Origin of the sequence: Burkholderia sp. IMCC1007, from assembly GCF_027257875.1 — a bacterium.
In the GTDB taxonomy this organism is placed as follows: Bacteria; Pseudomonadota; Gammaproteobacteria; order Burkholderiales; family Burkholderiaceae; genus Burkholderia.
The window spans coordinates 32,351-50,210 of the sequence record NZ_JAPVQY010000011.1 but is presented as its reverse complement, the minus strand read 5'-3'; the positions used below and the strand labels follow the sequence as shown (position 1 = coordinate 50,210).

At 61.3% G+C, this 17,860-nt stretch carries 18 protein-coding genes; 7 read left to right on the top strand and 11 right to left on the bottom strand.

The genetic code is table 11. The features are described from left to right. Positions 1–213 precede the first annotated feature (213 nt). Together O1Q03_RS13130 and O1Q03_RS13125 are read left to right on the top strand one after the other, a co-directional pair. Positions 214–1,086, top strand: coding sequence for a hypothetical protein (locus O1Q03_RS13130; protein ID WP_269503943.1), 873 nt, complete (start codon positions 214–216; stop codon positions 1,084–1,086). A gap of 16 nt (positions 1,087–1,102) precedes the next feature. Beyond that, positions 1,103–2,317, top strand: a complete 1,215-nt coding sequence (locus O1Q03_RS13125; RefSeq protein WP_269503942.1) for a hypothetical protein — start codon at positions 1,103–1,105, stop codon at positions 2,315–2,317. 56 nt (positions 2,318–2,373) lie between these two features. Here O1Q03_RS13125 and O1Q03_RS13120 read toward each other — a convergent pair whose 3' ends face one another. Then, positions 2,374–2,658: an HU family DNA-binding protein gene (locus tag O1Q03_RS13120; protein ID WP_124522286.1), complete on the bottom strand. Its 285-nt coding sequence runs from the start codon at positions 2,656–2,658 to the stop codon at positions 2,374–2,376. A 394-nt stretch (positions 2,659–3,052) separates the two neighbouring features. Here O1Q03_RS13120 and O1Q03_RS13115 point away from each other — a divergent pair, with 394 nt between their 5' ends. After that, the gene (locus O1Q03_RS13115) at positions 3,053–3,244 is read left to right on the top strand and encodes a hypothetical protein (RefSeq protein ID WP_269503940.1); all 192 of its coding nucleotides are present in this window, start codon (positions 3,053–3,055) and stop codon (positions 3,242–3,244) included. Between the two features lie 345 nt (positions 3,245–3,589). Here O1Q03_RS13115 and O1Q03_RS13110 read toward each other — a convergent pair whose 3' ends face one another. From O1Q03_RS13110 to O1Q03_RS13075, 8 genes are all read right to left on the bottom strand, one after another. Continuing rightward, positions 3,590–4,168 carry a single-stranded DNA-binding protein gene (locus tag O1Q03_RS13110; RefSeq protein ID WP_124522289.1) on the bottom strand — a complete coding sequence of 193 codons (579 nt, stop codon included), beginning with the start codon at positions 4,166–4,168 and terminating at the stop codon, positions 3,590–3,592. Between the two features lie 129 nt (positions 4,169–4,297). Then, on the bottom strand, positions 4,298–4,786 hold the full coding sequence (locus tag O1Q03_RS13105; protein ID WP_124522290.1) for a hypothetical protein: 489 nt from the start codon (positions 4,784–4,786) through the stop codon (positions 4,298–4,300). Between the two features lie 16 nt (positions 4,787–4,802). Continuing rightward, on the bottom strand, positions 4,803–5,864 hold the full coding sequence (locus O1Q03_RS13100) for a PFL_4669 family integrating conjugative element protein (RefSeq protein WP_124522292.1): 1,062 nt from the start codon (positions 5,862–5,864) through the stop codon (positions 4,803–4,805). Between the two features lie 181 nt (positions 5,865–6,045). Next, positions 6,046–7,632, bottom strand: coding sequence for a hypothetical protein (locus O1Q03_RS13095; RefSeq protein ID WP_269503938.1), 1,587 nt, complete (start codon positions 7,630–7,632; stop codon positions 6,046–6,048). Next, a complete protein-coding gene (locus O1Q03_RS13090; protein WP_269503936.1) occupies positions 7,629–8,120 on the bottom strand; it encodes a hypothetical protein in 492 nt (163 codons plus the stop codon). Before O1Q03_RS13090 ends, O1Q03_RS13095 begins: the two co-directional genes overlap by 4 nt. After that, positions 8,101–8,760, bottom strand: coding sequence for a hypothetical protein (locus O1Q03_RS13085; protein WP_269503935.1), 660 nt, complete (start codon positions 8,758–8,760; stop codon positions 8,101–8,103). Before O1Q03_RS13085 ends, O1Q03_RS13090 begins: the two co-directional genes overlap by 20 nt. Beyond that, positions 8,760–10,511, bottom strand: coding sequence for a ParB N-terminal domain-containing protein (locus O1Q03_RS13080; protein WP_269503934.1), 1,752 nt, complete (start codon positions 10,509–10,511; stop codon positions 8,760–8,762). Before O1Q03_RS13080 ends, O1Q03_RS13085 begins: the two co-directional genes overlap by 1 nt. Further along, on the bottom strand, positions 10,508–11,386 hold the full coding sequence (locus tag O1Q03_RS13075; RefSeq protein ID WP_269503933.1) for a ParA family protein: 879 nt from the start codon (positions 11,384–11,386) through the stop codon (positions 10,508–10,510). The genes O1Q03_RS13080 and O1Q03_RS13075 overlap by 4 nt, the downstream gene beginning before the upstream one ends. A 467-nt stretch (positions 11,387–11,853) precedes the next feature. Between O1Q03_RS13075 and O1Q03_RS13070 the strand changes: the two genes are divergently transcribed. From O1Q03_RS13070 to O1Q03_RS13055, 4 genes are all read left to right on the top strand, one after another. Next, a complete protein-coding gene (locus O1Q03_RS13070; protein ID WP_269503932.1) occupies positions 11,854–12,291 on the top strand; it encodes a helix-turn-helix domain-containing protein in 438 nt (145 codons plus the stop codon). 37 nt (positions 12,292–12,328) lie between these two features. Beyond that, positions 12,329–12,640 (top strand): hypothetical protein, encoded by a 312-nt coding sequence (locus O1Q03_RS13065; protein WP_269503930.1) that lies wholly within the window; start codon positions 12,329–12,331, stop codon positions 12,638–12,640. A 581-nt stretch (positions 12,641–13,221) separates the two neighbouring features. After that, positions 13,222–14,175, top strand: a complete 954-nt coding sequence (locus tag O1Q03_RS13060; RefSeq protein WP_269503929.1) for a fatty acid desaturase family protein — start codon at positions 13,222–13,224, stop codon at positions 14,173–14,175. Next, the gene (locus O1Q03_RS13055; protein WP_269503927.1) at positions 14,162–15,400 is read left to right on the top strand and encodes a sodium:solute symporter; all 1,239 of its coding nucleotides are present in this window, start codon (positions 14,162–14,164) and stop codon (positions 15,398–15,400) included. The genes O1Q03_RS13060 and O1Q03_RS13055 overlap by 14 nt, the downstream gene beginning before the upstream one ends. Positions 15,401–15,561: 161 nt before the next feature. Here the strand turns inward: O1Q03_RS13055 and O1Q03_RS13050 are convergent, their stop codons facing one another. After that, positions 15,562–15,792: a hypothetical protein gene (locus tag O1Q03_RS13050; protein WP_124522296.1), complete on the bottom strand. Its 231-nt coding sequence runs from the start codon at positions 15,790–15,792 to the stop codon at positions 15,562–15,564. Positions 15,793–16,190: 398 nt separating this feature from the next. Then, positions 16,191–17,099, bottom strand: a complete 909-nt coding sequence (argP, locus tag O1Q03_RS13045) for an HTH-type transcriptional regulator ArgP (RefSeq protein WP_124522298.1) — start codon at positions 17,097–17,099, stop codon at positions 16,191–16,193. Positions 17,100–17,860: the final 761 nt, after the last annotated feature.

The window sequence follows — 17,860 nt, the reverse complement described above, 5'->3', positions numbered from 1 at the left end:
ATGCCGAAAGCCGACCCAAGACGAAACCGCCCCAGGTGCCCGCCAATCGGCGCGCTGATGCGCTACCGGGACTGGATGGTACGCGTGGTGGCCGAGGCAAGCGGCCAGCGCGCCGTCATCGAGTCCATCCTCGAAGACGGCCGCCCGTTAAGGAGTGTCGTGAAGTGATCGAACCTCGCAAATCCTGGCGACCAGCTTTTCTGAGCCCAACCCATGCAACTCGATATTTTTGACGACAGCCGTGATGTGATGCTGCGCAACGATGTCCTGTCAGCATTGCAGCACCACGATGCCGCAGTCGCCCGCGACGCGCTGCAGATCCTCACGCACGAATACCCGGACGATGCGGCACGCATGGCAGTCGACACGCTCGTGACTGCCCTCGAAGGACGTTGCAGCAGCCCCTTCGAAAGTCACGACGCTGCACTTGGCTCACGGGAGACGATATTGACCCGCGTCCACCCCTCGGCGAGCGACCTGATGGGCGAGCGCGGCGCCATCGCATGGCTGGCGCCCTTCTGGAACGAACTCGCGCAACGCGCCGCGGGTCTTCTGTTCCGTGCGGGTCAGCCCGATGCACATGCCGCCTCGCTCTACCTGCAAGCGGGTAACTGGAAAGCCACGGAATCCACGGTCATGCGCATCGAATCGTGGCGTCGCATTCCTGCGCCGCTGATGTGGATGGCCGAATGCCGGTACCGGATCGATGGTCTCGAAGCCGCCTGGCCGCTTCTGGCCGAACTCGCATGGCTTGCGCCCACGCGTTTCGATACCCTGTTCTCGCGTCTCAAAGACAGTTCGCTGGATACCCTGCGCAGGGCATTCGATGCGTCCTTTGACGGAAGCGGCGATGTCGTCGACCTGGCGTGGTTTCCGGCCTGGGCACTGATCCAGAAAACCGGACTGGCACCACTGCTAAAGCAGGCGCAACCCGGTCGTAACACCGAGCCCGAGCGTGCGGCAAGACGGGTGCTTCGGCTGCTCGCGCTCGAGCGCGAAGGCCGCCATCACGAGTTGATGGATCGCCGCCGCGATCTGCGTGATCTCCATGATCCGCTCTACCGGCTCTACATGAAAAACCGTTGAATGTTGAAAGCCCGCGATGTCACATAAGAACCCACATCGATGGACCTTCCCTGCCCGTTTCCGGCGTAACGCCTTCGGCTGGAAATCTGCGTTGCCGATCCAGCGCTTAAAGGAAGCCGTCGCCGAGATCCGGCAGGCGGCGCGCGCTGATGCCATCCTTGCTGCCGAAGGCGCGGTGCTGCTGCTGGAGAGAGTGTCTCCGGCACTGGAACAGGTCGACAGTTCGTCCGGAGCGATGGGCACCGCAGTCAACCGGGCCATCGATGCACTGGCTCCCCTGATTGCCGCCGCAAAAGTGGATTCCCCAATCAGACAGGCTTGGCTGGAACGTCTCTTCGAAGCACTGCAGGAAGACCAGATACCGTATATCGAGCACCTCGCCGATGCATGGGGCGAACTTTGTGCGACACCAGATATGGCCTCCGCATGGGCGAACAGGCTACTGCCAATCACGGCGCGTGTGATCGGCCCCGACGGCCAAGGTGGATATTTTGTCGGGACAACCGCGTGCATGAGTGCGCTTTACGTCGCGCAGCGGTTCGACGAACTTCTTGCGCTGGTCGACTCCGCACGCATGACATGGTGGGGGTACCGGCAATGGGGCGTAAAGGCGCTGGTAGCGCTCGGCCGGCCCGCAGACGCGCTGCGTTACGCCGAGCAGTCGCGTAATGCCCATACGCCAGAAAGTGGCATCGCCCTCACCTGCGAGACAATCCTGCTCGCCAGCGGCATGGCGGACGAAGCCTACCAGCGGTATGCGATCGCTGCTAACCGCGCGGGGACGTACCTCGCGACCTTCCGTGCGATCGTGAAGAAATATCCCGGACTGTCGCAGACTACAATCCTGCAGGACCTCATCGAAAGCGAGCCGGGTTCGGAAGGCAAATGGTTTGCTGCGGCGAAGGACGCGGGACTCTTCGATCTCGCGATGTCGCTCATCCAGACCAGCCCGACCGATCCACGCACCCTGATTCGGGCCGCACGTGAGTTCGCGCAGCGGCAACCGGTGTTCGCGATGAGCTGCGGCCTGGCTGCGCTGCGCTGGATCGACGCCGGCGCCGGGTATGAGATCACGGCGGCCGATGTGCTCGATGCTCATGCCGCGCTCACCGACGCGGCCTATGCGAACGGCACGTCCAGCGATGCGCTCAACGCCCGACTTAAGGAACAATTCGGACAGTACGCCGCTTCCTCATTTGTCAGCAAGGTGCTCGCGCCGTATATCCGGTAGCAACGCGCGGCGGAGCAACCGCCGCCTGTCAGGTAACCCCTTATGGGACCGCGCGCCTACCGCTGGCCGCCGTTGACCGCGTCCTTGAACGCCTTGCCTGCCGTGAACTTTACGGTCTTCGCCGCGGCGATGCTGATCTCCTCACCCGTCGCCGGATTGCGGCCGGTGCGCGCGGCACGCTTGCCCTGAGTGAAGGAGCCAAAGCCAACCAGTTGCACCGTGTCGCCTTTGACCACCGCGTTCGTGATCGCGCCGATCACGGCATCAATCGCCTCGCCGGTGATGGATTTGCTCGAACCGGTAGCCGACGCTACCGCATCAATCAGTTCCTGTTTATTCATTACCTCTTCCTCTTTCAGTAATCAAGACTGGCCGACAGCTTCCCCGTCGGGTACGTGGACGGCAGCCGTCGAAAGCCAGCCCAGCTACCGTATCGCGAAGGCGGTACGCGCGCAAGCCTTTCCGCAACAGCCTTTCCGCGCACCGCGCGACACAGATACGGTCAGGAGATGCGGGTTGCCACCGACAAGCCTTCGCGTAGTCCGCGTCATTGAAGCGACAAACGAGAAACATGCGAGACCGGCAATACGCAATCCCCTCGCAGCCTCGGCTCGGTCCGCGTCCCTGCATCACTCAGGCTGAGTGGCTCCGAGAGGATCGCTCGATATTGAAAATCAGCAAACGACCGCCATATTGGATGTCCCATCCGCTCCCGCCTATCAGACGGCACGTCACATGGATTACCGAGTTAGCTACGAGCACAGCCTGCAAAGCGATCCCGACCGACTCATTGTCCAGGTCCCGTCGCAACTTGTAGAAGGGATTCCGCCGAACATACCGCGTGCGCTGCTGCCCGAATACATCACGGATCTCATACTACAGCGCTCACCGGGAATCGGACGCATTCGCAATCTCCGGGTTCTGTGAAACAAGACACATCCGTATCCGGCGCGTATGCGGCAAGAGAAACCTTACATGAGCACCTGCTGACTCAGACGTTCGGAAGCAAACTGATGCGCCATAGCAGGCCACCATGGCGGCAACAAATTTCAGCGGTAACTCGCATTGCGCAACCGGCTTCGGAGGAATTCTCACGCGAAACTCGAACGAGCCACCCACGAAAGCATGCAACGTAGGGGCCGCAGTGTGCGAGCGCAGCGCCTTCAAACACGAGGGCCCGTAACATGCGCTCTTCTTCGGCGTCAGGCGTGGTCGGACAGGCGCCGTCACGCATTGACGACTCGTCCATCGGCACGCGAGTTCCGCTGCGAGTCATTGGCCTTGCGCCCGCGCCGCCCGGCGCGAACGCCGGCTCGCGGCTTGCCCCGGGGATGCCGTGTCACCCTCTGGATCCTCAGCAGGCGACTCCCCTTCCGAGGTCGACTCAGACGGATTCGATACGTCATTGGCCGAACCCTCCTGCTCGCCCCCGCCCTCGCTCTGTGATGAGCCGCCGGAAACTTCGCCTTCGCGCGGCTGGCGCGGCCGATAAACCACCTGTTCGATGCGCACGAGGTTCAGCGAGATGGACTCCGCGTCGATATGCGCGCCAGCGTCCGCCTCGTTGTCGCGATTGATCCAGGGGCTGACGTAGAAGTCGCCGCGGACGACGACACTCGCCCCGGTCCTGATATGCTGAAGCACGCGCTCGGTGAGGAGTTCGTTCCAGATAGTCACGTCGACTGGGAACGTCCGTCCGTCGCGCTGCTCCAGCGTGCCGTCCTCGAGCCGTCGGTAACTGGCGGACATCACGCGCAGTTCGACAATGCGGCGCGTGCCGCTGGCGGTGTTGACCTGTTTCATCGTCGGCGATGCCAGCACGTTACCGACGAGTTCTGCATAGATTCCCATTCCCGACTCCGTTCATCAAGGATTGCCCCTGTCTATCGCACGCGCTGTCCACTCCTGCTTCTTTTATTCGGGTGCCCTGCGTCAGCTCGGTGTCCGCCAATCAGACGCGGACGAAACTCCGCACCGGTCTTACGTCTCATCGCTGCGCCGAATTTTCACCGTGCCGTGCTCCAGGTACATCGCGAGCTGACTCGCCGCATACCGGAATACCGACTCGAGTGCATTGAGCTCCTTGGCACGAATCTGGCACTGCTGCAGATACGTCCGTAGCGGCGCGGGAATGCGATTGAAACAGCCCTTAACGTACGGCCAGGCAACCGCATGTGGCTCACCGCGGATGAACCAGTCGAGACGATGGCGTGTCGCGCCGCTCGCCAGTGCGATCCGTACGCAGCGCAGCGACACGTCGAGCCCGGTGGTCGCGCTCTCCAGCGCCAGCGTCTGCATTTCGGTCATAGTCTCCTCGAGCCAGTGCTCGTACGAACGCAGTAGCACGCGTATCCCGGCATCGCCCGCGATCCGTGATACAGGTAGCGCCATTGCTGGCGCAAGGCTGCCGGCTCCCTTACCCTTAAAGGCCTTTGAACGTCGATCCAGATCCGAAGGTCGGTCAGTCATTGCCGCAGTCCTCGCATCATTGCACTAACGCGCCTGATGCAGCTTTCGCGACCGCATCGTCCCCGGACAGCGGCACACTGTCGAGCAGCCGCAGTTCCGCCTCTGACAGGCGGCTCGCGCGCCGCCGGCTGTGACGTGGCTCACGCCCGCCGGCAAAGACGTCCCTGGGCAAGACACCGAGCAGCGAGCGCGCCGCTTCAACGCGTTCGCGTGCGGCAGCATCCGCATTCGGCAGGAAGTCGACGCGCGAAAGCGGCAGCAGTTCGGCGCGCGTGAGCACGCGCTGGCAGTGCACCGCGAAATGGAACACGGACAGGCACCGGTGCTTGGCCGAGCCGATGCGCCGGAAGCCCTCGGTCGACGACATCAGGTCGCGCAACACCGACGAACGCACGAGGCGCACCAGATAATCGAGCTCGACGAGCAGCATTACGATCATGTAACCGTATGGCGAGCCAAATTCGAGCGAGACGTGTGCAGGTTCGCGCGATTGCAGCACTGAATACTCGAGGCCTTTTTTGTGCGCGGCGTCTAGCAACTGGCGGGCATGTTGCTGCTCGAGTTCGTTCGCGCGCCGAATACCGCCGATGCGATCCGCGATCTCGATGAGCTTCCAGTCCGCGTACGGATTGTCGTTGCCCGACAGCGCCCATAGCGCGCGCAGGGACGCGGCCACTCGGCGGCCGCCTGCCATTGGATGGCCCTGCTCGCCTGGCGCGATCGATCGACCAAGAAAGAGCCGCATCGCATCCCGAGTATGCAACCGCATGCGGTCCACGCCCTGGCTGCCGAGCTGGCCGATTCGGCTGATGGCCTGCGCCTCATGCGGGCGTACTAGCGGATCGCTGCCCTGTCGCAACGCGTGCGCCTCGCGCATGTGATTCAGCGCTTCCTCGCGTTCGAGAAGCAACTGATAACGCCCGAACAGCGGATCAGCAGGATCAGGATCGCCCTCGGCAATGACGCGCCCTAGAATCACACGCTCTGCTTCAACGTCGTAGCCATCGGGAAACGGCGACGACGCAGAGCATGCAAAGGCGTCAACAGATGGGTCGATAGCGCTGGGCGATGGCTCCATGTCAGGCTCCTCAAAGATAGACTTTCAGTGACAACTAACGGCGTGCTCGTCGTGTTACCTTGGGTAACACGCGCGTAATTGGCGGGCGACAGGCCGGGTTGCCGTTACCCCGGGTAACAGCGGCGCGCAATGGCAATCACGAGCTGACGTGGGGCGCGCCCAGCGGGCGTGACGGATTCGGTCACGCATGGGTGGCTGCCTGACTGGCCAACTCGCTCGACGATCGACGAGTCGGCCGATGCGCCGTCCGTGTGCGAAGTGCGTCGCGGATCGCCGCAAGATGCTTGCAGGCGGTCTCGCGCGTTGACGCCGGCAAGTCGCTGGCTTCGTGGGAGCTTGGCGAAGCCGCGTTTGCGCCCTCGCGCTGCGTTGCCCGCTCCCGCGCCGCGCGTTCGAGATGCGCCCTGGTGGCGATAAAGTCTCCCGCGAGATAGCGGCGCACAAGACCTGCGATGTACGCGACGGGCAGCTGCACCGGCTGGTGCCGGTGACCTGCCGCCATTTCGTCCAGCAGCGTCTGCCGATCCGCAGCAGGAATCCGTGCGAGGTGGGAGGCGATCAGTGCGCGGTCATTCTCGGCCACCATCGCTGGCCAGACGAGGGCACCGATGTCATCTGTGGCGCACAGTTGCGAGAACGGACAATCGATCCCCACTACAACCGGATTCGGCCGCTCGCCTGGCGAGATCGCTGGGCCGCCAGTCGTTGTAGTCCAGTATGTAATCCTTCCGTATACGCGCGCGTCTGCAACGCACGTTTCCCGCCATCGGTAATGGATCAAACCCGCCGACCGCGGGGGCACCACAGGCACGTTGACATTCAGTCGGACACTTCTGGTTGGCGACTTTGGGTGTTCCATCGTCCGCGCATATAGCTGCGGCGCATGAACTGCAATGCCGCCCGGACAGCTGTTACCCGGGGTAACAGCCGGCGGTATCGCTGCGGCACGCTCGCCTCCTTCGCGCAGACTCTGCGCGAGCATGCGCTTGCGCGTCGCGAGCCGCTCGCACATCTCACCGCGCGACACAAGGCGTTCAAGCTGGCGCTTCAGTTCGCCCGCATTGAGCTGGGTGAACACACGCCGGCCGGTGCACTGGCGCGTGAGCTCGCGAATCAGCCCTTGGCGCACGAGCCGCGCTCTCGCGTTCTCGAGCTGGCGCCGGTTCAGGCCGAGCGTGCGCTGCCATTCTCCGGCCGTGAGCGTGAACCAAGTACATTGCCGATCGGCCTCGCGGCGCTGCAGCTGCACCATGCGTGAGAGCAGCAATGCCGCGTTCACGTTACCGACCAGGTCAACAAAAATGCGCCGGTACGCGACAGTCGGCCCAAGCAAGGCGTCGCCCGCGAACTGATCCGCCCGCATCGCTTCGATCGACGATGGAAGCTGCGCGACCATTGGGCAAGTGAAATGAACTGCATTCGAGATTGCTTCCACCTCCAGCCGGTAGTGCATACGCGCGGGTTGGCCACCGCGCCATTCTGTCAGCAGTTTCATGCTCCGCAGGCGTCGCCGCGCATTTTCCTGCTCCTCACGCGACAGTCCCGTCTCCAGCAGCCAGTGTTCGCGCGTCTTGTGGACCCATCCGCCGTTTGCGTCCACATCACGTCCGCGGCGTGTCCAGTACACGAGTTGCGAGAGCAGGAGCGCCTGCTTGGGATGTCCGGTGATGCGGGCAAGCCGTGTTCCAAAAGCAATGGGGCGGTGCGGTCTCAGCATTGCCCACATCGCTTCGAACTCAGTGATATAGGGATGGCATCCGGGCATCATGATTCAAGCTCCTTCAGCTGTTCGAGGTGGTCCGGATAGCTCGGATGTACGGGCGGCCAGACGATATGGGCCGTTCGCTCCTCCGCCTTGCGCTGGAGTAGCGCGACGACGGCCGGCCATAGGACGCGGAACTCGTCCGCCTCGCGCGTCTTTTGCCGCCTATGCGCAATCAGCCCTTTCGACCGGAGTAGCCGCCGCGCGGCGCGCTGCTGCGGCTCGGTGAGCGCAAGTCTTCGTTCGAAGTCTTCGGGCGCGACCCGAAGCCAGGCATGTTGGCATCCTGTCTCGCTTTCAAGCGTCGACAGTTCGGTGAGCATTGCGGCCGCAGCGAGGTCGCCGCAGATCTCGACGAAACAGCGGTCGATCGTGATCGGAACATCGAGCATTGAGAGAACCATTTCGGCCTCAGCAGGCGGCAATCCAGGCGAATCGTCCCAGGTCTTGCCGGGTAGCAGATTGCCTTCCGGATCAAGTCGCATGTCGTACATACTGAAGCTCCTGCTGGGAAGAAGATGGGCGGCACGCGCCCGTATCCGCGTTCAGTGCCGCGAAAAGCGTGGCGAGCGACCATTGACCATCACATCGCTCATGCAGCGCCAGGTACCGCTCGCGCAAATCGACGATGTCGTTGAGTGCGCACCACGCATCAAACAGTGTGTCCAATTCGGACGGCGAGAGTGCACGCGGTTTCGTCGGAGCCGCGACATTCAGTTCCAACCTCAAGTGCGTGATTGTTGCGCGCGTGGCCGTGCGGAAGAACGCGCGGATCATCGGGATGCTCGCTTGCCTTTCGACAAACGCGCGCAACAGATCCTGATCGCGCCACTGCCGCTCGATCAGTTCACAGCGACGCTGCAACGCGCCGGCATCCACGAAGATGCGTAATGCACCGGCACCCAGTAGATCGCGCGTAAGCGCTGACGACCTGGCATCACCGAGCACTCGCCGGATTGCATCTGGTAATCGGTCTATCCGTCGGGTATCGATCGTGCCTGTTTCACATGAAACTTGCCGATTCCCAATGCCTATGACAGCTGGCCGCTTTGTCATGCAAGCGAAGGCAATCAATTCGAGCAGCACGAAACGTTCGAGCGCCTCACTCTCGAGACGCAGAAAGGCTGTTTCCATTACGGCCCCCCTCGCTGAAGCCGCTCATCTGCACTGGGTTCCGGCCAGCATTCCGGCACAAACCGTTCAGGATGGGCCGCGCGGAACGCGCGCGCGGCGAGAACGACCTCGGTCCACCACTGACCGATCGGATGATCCGGATTGAGCATGACGTCGAACATCACGTCCATGCGATCAGCGAGTAACGGCTCGCCAACGCTCGCGTCACACGTGCGGTTCCACGTCTCGTCATCGCGAGCCATCTGCGCAAATAGACTATCGGTGGGCACGCGCGTGAGGCCCGTTGCGGTGTTCTGCCGCGCTAGGCAGACCAGCCACCACCAGCCGAGATAGCGGGTTAGTGCAGTTTCATCACCCTGCGCATCAGCGTCGGGTGAAAAGCGCAGTCCGCCCGGTGGCGGCGGCTCGATCATGAAGCCATACGGCAGTCCGGGTGCATCACGTACGCACCCGTTGAGACCACAGCGCCGCGCGAATGCGAGCACTGTCTCCCGGAATATCTCACTCTGCTGTGCCGACGGCGCAGCTTGCGGACCCCGCGCCGCGTCCCTTTCATCAGCGACCAGTATGGACCCGTCGTCCGCAGCCAATTGCAGACCATCCGCCGCTGCACCGGATTCGCAAGTCCATTTCTCGATAGCAGTCGGCCTTGACACAGTCCCGCTGACGGCCTGCACCACGCGAGCTTCCTCGCCAGCGCCCTGTTTCGATGACGCCGATGGGCCCCGTGTTTCCAATGTGTTATTCGCTTCTGGAGAAGATGCGTCTGATGAAGCTTCACCCCGCTCGACTTGTATGCCACCTACCTCGCGCAACTCGTCGGCTGCGACATCAGCCATGTGTTCTAGCAGATGGCACATCCGGTCGAGCGCGGCGCGCGGGACCCCAAGCTCGCTTGCTAGGCGAAGTCGCAGTCCGTCCACCAACTGCGCTGCGTCTAACGCGACGCTTTTCTCCGGCGCGTGCTGCGCAAGGCCGACATCGTCAAGACCGCAGCGTGCAGCAATGCCATTCAGTTGCGGGTTGATTACCCGCTCCTGCATCCAGTGGTCGTCAAAACCAAGGCGTCGCCCGAGGCGCAGCAGTATGCCGATGCCGGGCTGAATCACATCGACGAGTGCACGGCGGCTCAAATACACTGTTGCTGGTCCGAGCGCCGACAGCCGATCTACCGCGAACTGGAACAGCGCAAGCAGCACGTGACTCACGGGTGCCCCCTCTTTTTCGAGCAGCCGCGAGAACTCGCGCAGCGACAGCACTTCGCCCCGCTCGCCTTCGAGATCCTTCTTGAGCGCGAGATAACCATTGGCTTTGTCCCAGAAACAGAGATCCGCCCGCTGGTCGTTCTCTCGCAGGTGGGCGGCCAGCAGCTTCGCCTCGCCGGGATACGGCACGTAGAAGAAGTCGTAGTAAAGAAAGCGATCGTCGCGCGTTTCGTCATAAAGAGCTGTCGCCGCGGTCACGCGCGTATTGCCACCCTTCGCTACCACGTACGTCTGTGCGCCCGGACGGCGGGTCACCGTCACGATCTGCTCGATGCCGTTGGTGCGGATCGACTCCTTGAGCTCCGCGATGCGCTCATGCGACGCGCGACGCGGATTGCGTTCATAAGCCATCACGTCAGTGATCTTGAGCCGGATAAGCGACGTCAGCTGCGGATCGGGCGTGCGCACACCGGGCGACAGCACGTCCAAGCGCTGAGCGGCGAGATTCTCGCGTGCTGCACCGACCGGCTCTCCAGACACACTCATGCGACTGCTCCCTGTCCGCTTCTCACAGTCTCCATGCGGTCAACCGCGGGCATCGGAGACCCCGCATACACGTTCGCGAGCGACGGGAACAGTTCCCAGGCGAGGCGATGCATGACGTTCCAGGCCGAATTGTCGAACTGGCGGCGGCGATCGAAGGCGTGGACGGGAACGCGCGCCGTCGCAGCTGCCGCATACGCGGCGGCAGACGGAATGACCGTTCTGAGTACCCTTACTTTGGGATGGCCGGTAAACCGCTCTCGCAATACAGCTGCGAGTGCCCTTGCACTGGTGGTGCGTTCGTGTGCATTGATCAGTGTCAGCAGGTCGCCCGAACGGAATGATTCGCCGAAGTCGGCAAGCCGGTTCAGTTCGTCGAGCATGGCAATCGTGCCCGTGGCGAATTCGCCAGCACTCAGCGCATCGGGCTTGACGGGTGACACCATCACGTCGGCCGCCATCGCCGCGGACTTCTGCAGTTCGCCGACCGCTCCTTGCGTGTCGATCAGCACAACGTCATAAGGCTCGATGAATGGACTGCGCATCGCCCGGCGAAGGATCATTAAGCGATCCTCACGGCGATTGAGCCATGCCTGCAGCGCAGCATCCGGCGTATCGGAATAGATCAGGTCGAGATTCGAGAAGATTGTGCGACTGACGCAGTCGGCCGAAGGATTGCCGCCTGAGGTCACGACGGCAGTCAGACCTTGCGATGAACGGTAATGGATGGGAAAGAACTTACTTAGACTTGGCTGGACATCTGCATCGATCGCGAGAACCTTCAGGCCGAAGGCTGCGAGCAAGCCGCCAAGGTTCGCGGCGACGGTCGTCTTACCGACGCCGCCTTTGGTGGAGACGAAGGAGATAACAACCGGCACGGTGGGATATCCAGTACAGCGTCATCGCTTGAGCGGCATTGAATGAATGAAACGGAAGTGGCGCAATTACTTCGGATCGAGAGACGGCCCATGTGGACCACGGTCGGCAACTTCAGTCGCGTCTCCTACGCCCTCGCCCTCGCCCTCGCCAGAGTGCATTAGTTGGGAAGCGATCCACTTTTCATACTCGTCGACGGGGAATAGACGACGACGTCCCACACGGATCGACGGTGGCATCGGCAGCCCGAGCGTCAATCGATTGCGTGCTGTGGCCGGCGCGATATGCAGTTCGCGCGCAATCTCTTCCAGCGTGTAGAACCGCCTGCTCGCCACTTTTCCTCCACGAGACTTTGAAGCATCACTCGTCCAACAACAGCCGCTTTGGTCCAGGCACGTCCAAGCTTGCCCATTACTCGAACGTACCTATAATCAAGGTACGAAATCAACTCTAGGAAGGCGAGACAGACATGTCAAGCACCGCGGATCACGGGGACTATCATCGGCGCGTTGCACAAGTACGCGAGCACCTCGACCTGTCCCAGGAAAAGATGTCCCGGCAGCTCGGGATGTCGTTGCGCGCCTATGCGAATTATGAGCGTGGCGAGCGTGCGGTACCTGTCGAACTGCTGCGCGCGCTGTACGAGCAGTTTTCGGTGGACCCCGTGTGGCTGCTGACAGGAGGCGGCCACATGATTCTCGATCGCGACGTGCGGTACCGGCTTGACCAGAAAACCCTAGACAGTGTGATGAACGCGGTCGGGCGGATCGAGCAACGCCTTCCGGTGCCCCTCGATGCAAAGAAAAAAGCGCGACTCATTGGCCTGCTTTACGAGCAGTGCCAATTGCTCGGCGAAAGTGCAGAGCAGATCCTCAAGGACTCACGCATCGGTCGTCTGACATGCTGATTGCGCTTATGTCAACGACGAGAACAATTTCGCAATCATGTCCGCCGATCATCGTCGAACTTTACTCTTCCGACGTAAGGTTTATGACGCACGCGTGAAAACGCCTGCGATGTCTACATCGGCCGTGGAGATAGTAATGGGACGCCGGGAAGAAATCAGTACGGAACTGGATCAGCTCGCCAACGAGATAGAGAAGGACGCCCTGCGTGCGCGTGACGAGCATGCGCCAAAAATCGTATCGGTACTTGATATGCATCTGCTTGTTGAGATCGTCATTCCACGGCACGCGTCTACCAGGCTGCAAATCCGTGTCTCGACGAACCCGGTCACCGATGGCGGCCCATCGTAGCGGCGCGCATTCTTCATGCGCCAGCCGGCACACTTATGTGTGGAAAGCCTGCTGCGCCTTCGTCGATCCTATTCGCTGGACGCAGCGTCAGTAGGTGTTCGTACCTCGATTTTCGCAATCGAAGACGAAACGGTTTCGCCCGATTAGCGTGGCTGGTGATCACAACGCCTGCGGCTGTCCTCACCTCGCAGCACAACGCGCCGTAACGCCTGGCGATCGCGTGTCCGTTCAATACTCTTCAAGGCTTCCGGCGTGATGTTGCGTGATGTCGCGTGACGCTTTCAGTTGTGCGGCCGCGCGCATTGATTCCCTTGCGTGTCTGGTGCGTATTATCCGCAAGCCCTACCTCGCAATTCAATGCATTGCCGTTAAATCCGTCGGCAGGAATCGCAAACCATGGCACGGCGCGATTGCCGAAAATGCAACCGCACGAATATTTTCGCAACGCCCGATTTGCCCCCCACTTCTTTCGTAAGATCAAAGCTCGGTTGCGTTATCGCTCATCCACGTGCCATGCGATTCGCGTGCGCTGCCGACGAGGTATTCGTCTTCGTTGTGAGGTGATCCATGCGAGGTAATTCATGAATAGTCGCCCCGTAATTCACGACCAGGATCTGATCCGCTCCGCGTTCCCCGAATGGGATAAGCTTCACCTCGCCATGACATCGCCTGACGTCATCAACGTCGTCGCCGATATCGTGTTCGACTGGGTGAGCATCATCATCGCCATGCTTGTCCTGCATCGTTTGGGATGCTGGTCGGCGCCCGCGGTCGTTGCCTGGGTCGGCAACCGGCAGCGTGCGCTCGGCAACCTGCTGCATGACGCCGCACACCGTAATCTCGCACACGATGGCCGGCTCAACGACGTGCTCGCGCGCCTTTTCATCGCACCGGCGCTCTTCAACAGTCTTGCGCTCTATCGCGAACTCCACGCCCACCATCATGCGTGGCTCGGCGATCCAAGGCGCGACCCTGACTATATCGCCGTTCGCCCAAGCGACCGCGATGGCTGGTGGCAGCCGTTTCTCAAAGTGCTGCTTACGCCAGCGGCCTGGTTAGGTTCGACGTTCGGGCACCTCCATCTGTCCAGGCTTGGCTGGATGCAGCGATTTTGCATCGTCGGATGGTGGACCGCCGCACTGGGCGCAGTGACGCTTGCATGGAACATTCATACGGCAGCACTTTTCTTCTGCACTTGGATGCTGGCGAAGGCTACTTTCTTTCACGCGATCACGACGTTTCGTGAGCTGTGTGACCACTTTGGTCTGGAACCAGGCGGAATCTTCAGTTACACGCGTGATGTCTCGACCCGCAGTATCTGGCGCCCGGTGATTCACCCTCGCAACAACGGCTACCACCTGACGCATCACCTGATGCCATCGATTCCCTATCACCGTCTACCTGGAGCGCAACGCAGGCTTTTGGCCATGCCCGTCTTCGCCGGGGCGGCGAAAGTCTGTCATGCGTATTTTCGAGGCCCTGATGCGGTCGTGCGTGAGTGGGAAGTACATGGAGACGAAAATGGTGCAACGTAATCTTGGTGCGACTCAGGTGGCCGCACTGCTCGTCTCGGCAAGCTATGGTGTTGCGTTTCTACTCGGCTCGGGCGAGATGGCGGTTCATGCCGGCATGGCGGGTAGCCTGTATCCGATCGTGACGGCTCTTGGCATGCTGGCGCTCGCGCTCGCCGCGCCGACGCTCTGGCGCGGACGCCAACTCATTTGGGACGTGTTTGGCGAGCGTTACGGCCCCGTCGTACGCAAGCTGGTGGCGCTGCTATCACTTGTGTGGATGGCCGGCGTACTGGCCGCGCAGATTCATGGCGGTATAGCTGTGCTCGTCGCGGCGGGACTCTCGCCAACGCATGCACTGGCGCTGATCGCCGCAGCGCTGCTGGCCATGTCGTCCATTGAGCTCGGCGCGGCATCGATGTTTTTCGCGTGCTGCCTGGTGGCGACGAATCTCGCCCTTGTGCATGCGCTGATCCATTGCGACGGCCTCACCGTGTACCTGCATGCTTGGCCGGCTTTCCTCCGGGAAATCCGTGCTGCGCCGCGCGCCGGGACACTGGTGACCATCGCTGCAGTCGGCTTTCTGGTGATTACCGGATCCGACTATCAACAGTTCGCCATCGCTGCGCGCAGGGCGTGCGATGCCTGGCTAGGCTGCGTGCTCGCGGGCCTATTCCTTATGGTGACGGGGTTTCTTCCGGCCGCGACGATTGTCGCTGCGCTTCACGCCGGCAACCTCTCCGGGCTGACGGATACCGCGAGTGCGGTCCCGTGGATCATGCTGCAGATCAATGGGCCCATGGGAATGGTTTGCGTCGTCGCCATCCTGCTTGCCGCGCTGGGTTCGGGAACTGCCATCACGCGAGCAATGTCATCGGCGCTTGAGGGCCTGCAACCAGGGAATGATCAACACGGCTTCGCGTGGCGTGTGCTGATCACCGCCACTGGATGCGCAATCGCGACGGATGGTCAGGCAATCGTATCGACCATCGTTTCATTGAACACCGTCTATGTTGCGGCCGTAGGGTTGCTGTTCCTTATCGACGAAGCCGGACGAGGGATCGCACCACGATGCGCATCATGGATGCTGGTGTCCGGAGCCGCGGCCTCCCTGTTCGTTTCAGCGATGAACTGGACAGGTACCGGCGATCTACCCGGCTGGCTTCCGCTGCCAGCCGGGCTGCTCGCGTCCGCCTGCGTGCTGGCTGCATGGCAGTTCGCCCCGTTTCTCGGCCGCATCCGGTCGTAAGTTAGTAGGTTACGCCTGCCGGTACCGAGCAGACTAGCTCCGGCAGGTGCATGCAATAGTGCGCTGCTCACCGCTGACACCCTCAAACCAGGTCCAGGTCCGCATAGTTTCGCCAGTTGGGGGCCGCGTGACGGTCAGCTCACGGACAGCGTATCGCGAGCTTACCAATCACTTCGGTTCCAAATGGTTCTGCCGCGAGACAATTCATCGCCGGCGTCCACCGGTAATCGGTAATCGACCGGTGAAAGGGTGAATGGAATTGAGCCGAACGACAGGACGCTGACAACGAAAAAGTCCAGCACAAAATCGAGCATGGTGTACGTGTGGCTGTGTAGGTCGCGCGACACCTGCCGGGCAATCCCACCGACAGCAACCCCAAGTCCCAGCGACATTTGCCGCACAATACTACTGAGACTCGTGGCACGGCCAACATTACTGTCAGTGATGTCTGCGTACATCAACGCATGAGAACCGTACCCGATCCGAATCTGCCAAGCGCGAAGGACGTAAGCGCGCGCAGGAGCAGGCTCCCGACTTCAGAAGCGCACGTGATGAGACTCGACTGAAAACCATCATGCCACGCCCGACCTGCAGACCAAGCGGCAGGAGCAATGGCACCGCGGCAATCCGATGCGAAACATCGATCCGCTCAATACGCTCGCAAAAAAACGGGGAATACCAAGAAAATTCAGATCGAGTAAGGGCTGTACGGTGCGGTGCATGTGGAGAAACGCGCGGACCAACAAGAGCGATGAGAAGGGGCCCGGGTCGTAGCAGCGAACTGCGGCGGTCAACTGGTCGGCTCCCTCTGCTGGGTCGGCTGGGCTAGGCTTCGTCGTGCGGCGTCCATCACCAGTGCGCTGATCTTCGCGAGCGACTCGGGTTCCTCTTCCCAGTGATGCCAGTACAGATCGACCATCACGTCGCAATCGGGGGCAAGCGCAAGCAGTCTGCCGCCACTGATAAGCGGCGCTGCTTGCATCGCGGGTACGAGGCCATACCCGACACCGTCGACAATCGCATTGAGCAACACAGTCGGTGATGGCAAATAATGCTTGACGTACCTGCCGACTGTCGCACCGACGAAGTACGACCTGAGAAATGTGTCGTGCAGCCTGTCCTTCCGGTCAAACAGGACGGCTGGTACCTTGAGCGCGGCGGGCAAGACCAAGCCGCCAGCGAAATATTGGTGAGCGAATCCGGGCGAAGCGACGCACTGATAGCGCATCTGTCCGAGCGGCTCGGCCAAAAAGCGATCACCGACAGGCTCCGCCTGCGTCGAAAGAAAGCCTTTGACGTCGCCGCGCGCGAGCGCATCGAGCGTGTGATCCTGGTCGTCCACCAGAATCTCAAGCTCCACATGGTGCCGCACCAACTCGCGCGTAAGCGGTTCGAACCAGGTTGCAAGGGAATCCGCGTTGATCGCAAGTGCTAGTGCAGTCGTCGCGGCTCTTCCGGGCTCGATATCTCGCAGCAGGTCGTCCTCACGAAGGCGGATGGACATGAAATGACGATAGACCTTTTCCCCTGCCTGCGTCGGCATCAGCGTCCGGTCGCGGATCAGGAGCAATGCGCCCGTCGACCGTTCAAGCCGCTTGACTCGGCGTGTCGCTGCAGCAGAAGATATGTTCAGTGCAGCGGCCGCCTGCGAGAAACTGCGATACTCAACCACCGTTGCGAACGTCGCCAGTTCGCTCATGTTCAACGTTGCGCGCACTTTCCTTCACTCCTCGGAGTATTCGAAAATACAAGCCACATCAATTTCACGCGACATTCGACGAGTTAGACGTTGAGTCACGACATGCGCACGCGACCGCATGTCGGCATGCGGCGTCTGACTCCCCCAAACGTTCATACCAGGCTCGGGAACATCTCCGGTGATATCGCCTGCCGAATTGGCGTCGGCTAACCCAAAAATCTTCCGCGGGTGCTTCCTGCCCGGGGCGATCTCGCTTGACATGAATCTCGACCGAACTCGCACCAGGCCCGTGCAGTTGGTGTCAATCATCGTCCACCAGGCATTGATGCCCGCGCGCTGCACAAGCTCCAAACCGACCGCGAGGCCCGCATTGTTGACAAGTACGCCGATGTCCGAAAACTCCCGAGGAAGAGAAGTCGCAACGTTTCAAACGGCATCAGTGTCGCGCACATCGAGGCTGTCGGAAGCAAAGCATCGCAGAGTTCATCAGCAAGAGCGAGCAGACGGTCCTTTCTCCGTGCCGCTGCAACGACTTTATGGTCCGCCACATCGAACGGACACCGAATCGCGCTGGCGATCGAAACCGGTCAATGCTGTAGAGTTTCATGTCGACCGGAGTTGTCTGATGTTGGCGCAGAGCAGCGACGCAGCGCGCAATAGTGACGGAAAGCGTCAGGCCGTTATGTGCAAGGCTAAAGGCATAGGCGATCTTTCCCGCCTCACCGAGTAGTCCGATGGCAGGTATGCCGTCGGGCCGCGAG

Excerpts from the sequence above, each read along its gene's own strand:
- O1Q03_RS13115 (WP_269503940.1), top strand. The coding sequence starts at position 3,053 with ATGGATTACCGAGTTAGCTACGAGCACAGCCTGCAAAGCGATCCCGAC.
- O1Q03_RS13090 (WP_269503936.1), bottom strand. The coding sequence starts at position 8,120 with ATGTACGACATGCGACTTGATCCGGAAGGCAATCTGCTACCCGGCAAG.
- O1Q03_RS13050 (WP_124522296.1), bottom strand. The coding sequence starts at position 15,792 with ATGTCGCTGGGACTTGGGGTTGCTGTCGGTGGGATTGCCCGGCAGGTG.
- O1Q03_RS13055 (WP_269503927.1), top strand. The coding sequence starts at position 14,162 with ATGGTGCAACGTAATCTTGGTGCGACTCAGGTGGCCGCACTGCTCGTC.
- O1Q03_RS13125 (WP_269503942.1), top strand. The coding sequence starts at position 1,103 with ATGTCACATAAGAACCCACATCGATGGACCTTCCCTGCCCGTTTCCGG.
- O1Q03_RS13110 (WP_124522289.1), bottom strand. The coding sequence starts at position 4,168 with ATGGGAATCTATGCAGAACTCGTCGGTAACGTGCTGGCATCGCCGACG.
- O1Q03_RS13120 (WP_124522286.1), bottom strand. The coding sequence starts at position 2,658 with ATGAATAAACAGGAACTGATTGATGCGGTAGCGTCGGCTACCGGTTCG.
- O1Q03_RS13080 (WP_269503934.1), bottom strand. The coding sequence starts at position 10,511 with ATGAGTGTGTCTGGAGAGCCGGTCGGTGCAGCACGCGAGAATCTCGCC.
- O1Q03_RS13095 (WP_269503938.1), bottom strand. The coding sequence starts at position 7,632 with ATGATGCCCGGATGCCATCCCTATATCACTGAGTTCGAAGCGATGTGG.
- O1Q03_RS13130 (WP_269503943.1), top strand. The coding sequence starts at position 214 with ATGCAACTCGATATTTTTGACGACAGCCGTGATGTGATGCTGCGCAAC.
- O1Q03_RS13060 (WP_269503929.1), top strand. The coding sequence starts at position 13,222 with ATGAATAGTCGCCCCGTAATTCACGACCAGGATCTGATCCGCTCCGCG.
- O1Q03_RS13070 (WP_269503932.1), top strand. The coding sequence starts at position 11,854 with ATGTCAAGCACCGCGGATCACGGGGACTATCATCGGCGCGTTGCACAA.
- argP (WP_124522298.1), bottom strand. The coding sequence starts at position 17,099 with ATGAGCGAACTGGCGACGTTCGCAACGGTGGTTGAGTATCGCAGTTTC.
- O1Q03_RS13065 (WP_269503930.1), top strand. The coding sequence starts at position 12,329 with ATGTCCGCCGATCATCGTCGAACTTTACTCTTCCGACGTAAGGTTTAT.
- O1Q03_RS13105 (WP_124522290.1), bottom strand. The coding sequence starts at position 4,786 with ATGACTGACCGACCTTCGGATCTGGATCGACGTTCAAAGGCCTTTAAG.
- O1Q03_RS13085 (WP_269503935.1), bottom strand. The coding sequence starts at position 8,760 with ATGGAAACAGCCTTTCTGCGTCTCGAGAGTGAGGCGCTCGAACGTTTC.
- O1Q03_RS13100 (WP_124522292.1), bottom strand. The coding sequence starts at position 5,864 with ATGGAGCCATCGCCCAGCGCTATCGACCCATCTGTTGACGCCTTTGCA.